The sequence below is a fragment of the Streptomyces sp. PT12 genome (assembly GCF_003311645.1).
Taxonomy (GTDB): Bacteria; Actinomycetota; Actinomycetes; order Streptomycetales; family Streptomycetaceae; genus Streptomyces.
Genome location: NZ_QEST01000260.1, coordinates 1 through 1,614, shown reverse-complemented (window position 1 = coordinate 1,614; position 1,614 = coordinate 1). Strand labels below are relative to the sequence as shown.

Here is a 1,614-nt window from a genome sequence, read left to right as displayed (position 1 = left end):
GCGAGAAGTGCTCCTGACCTGCAACGATAGGGCTTGTCGAGAGTCCTGTTGGTTGCGAGGAAAGAAGCACTCCCCAGGTGAACAAGCGTATCGGGTTGTACCCACGTGTCCGTGCTGAGGGCGGTGGTCGGGGCGCGGTCTCGCAGGCCGGGGCCGTGCTGCTGGTGGAGACGGTCCGCAAGACCGGCCTGGACACGGCGATATCAGCGGCGTTGGGGCCGTGGCGCAAGGCGCGGGCGGTGCACGATCCGGGCAAGATCTTGCTGGATGTGGCGCTGGCGGTCGCGCTGGGCGGGGACTGCCTGGCCGACGTCGAGGTGCTGAGGGCCGAGCCGGCGGTGTTCGGGCCGGTGGCCTCCGGCCCGACGGTCTCCCGCCTGGTCGACACGCTCGCCACGAGCGGGAAGCGCGCGCTGGCCGCGATCCGCCGGGCCCGCGCTCACGTCCGTGAACATGTCTGGGCCCTGGCCTGCGACGCCGCACCCGATACGGGCGGGCAGGTGACCGTGGACCTGGACGGGGTACTGGTCATCGCACACTCGGACAAGCAGGACGCCGCGGCGACCTGGAAGCGGACGTTCGGCCACCATCCGATCATGGGATTCGTCGACCACGGGCCGGGTGGGACCGGTGAGCCGGTGGCGGGCCTGCTCAGAGCGGGGAACGCGGGCAGCAACACCGCCGCCGACCACATCACCGCCACCCAACTGGCCATGGTCCAGCTCCCGAAGAAGTACCGGCGCGGGCGCCGCACCCTGATCCGCACCGACTCCGGAGGCGGCACCCACGAGTTCGTCAACTGGCTCACCGCACGGGGCCGGTGGCTGTCGTACTCGGTTGGAATGACCATCACCGACGCCATCCACCACGCCGTGCTCCAGGTCCCGGCATCGGCCTGGACGCCGGCCGTCGAGCCCGGCGGCGAGGTCCGCGACGGCGCCTGGGTCGCCGAGCTCGCCGGAGACTGCCTGACGGGCTGGCCGAAGGGGATGCGCCTGATCGTCCGCAAGGAACGCCCGCACCCCGGCGCCCAACTCCGCTTCACCGACGCCGACGGCATGCGCCTGACCTGCTTCGCCACCAATACTCCCGGCACCGCGATCGCCGCCCTCGAACTGCGGCACCGCCAGCGCGCCCGCTGCGAGGACCGCATCCGCAACGCACGCGACACCGGCCTGCGCAACCTCCCCTTCCACAGCTTCGCGCAGAACCAGATCTGGCTGGAGATCGTCCAGGTCGCCCTGGACCTGCTGGCCTGGATGCCGATGCTCGCCCTCACCGGCCAGAGCAAGCTGTGGGAACCCAAACGCCTGCGGCTGCGACTGTTCTCCCCGGCCGCCCAACTCGTCACCACCGGCCGCCGCCGCTACCTCCGCCTCGCCCGCCACTGGCCCTGGACCGACGTCATCACCAGCGCCCTCGACCGACTCCAAACCCTCCCGAACCCCGGCTGACCAGCATTTTCGCGTCCTTCCAAGCAGCATCACCCCACCGGAGCCGTGGAACCCGGCGCCCACCCGACGCGACAGCCGGGCCATCAGCCTGACCACCACCGACCCGAACAACCGAAACGGCCCCCCGAAAGAACCGACGGACCGTCACGAAAGATCGAGG

General features: G+C 70.6%; 1 protein-coding gene. It reads left to right on the top strand.

Features of this window, described 5'->3' with window-relative positions; translation table 11 throughout:
* The first annotated feature begins 77 nt into the window (after positions 1 to 77).
* On the top strand, positions 78 to 1,454 hold the full coding sequence (locus DEH69_RS28290) for an IS1380 family transposase (RefSeq protein ID WP_113689843.1): 1,377 nt from the start codon (positions 78 to 80) through the stop codon (positions 1,452 to 1,454).
* Positions 1,455 to 1,614 lie beyond the last annotated feature (160 nt).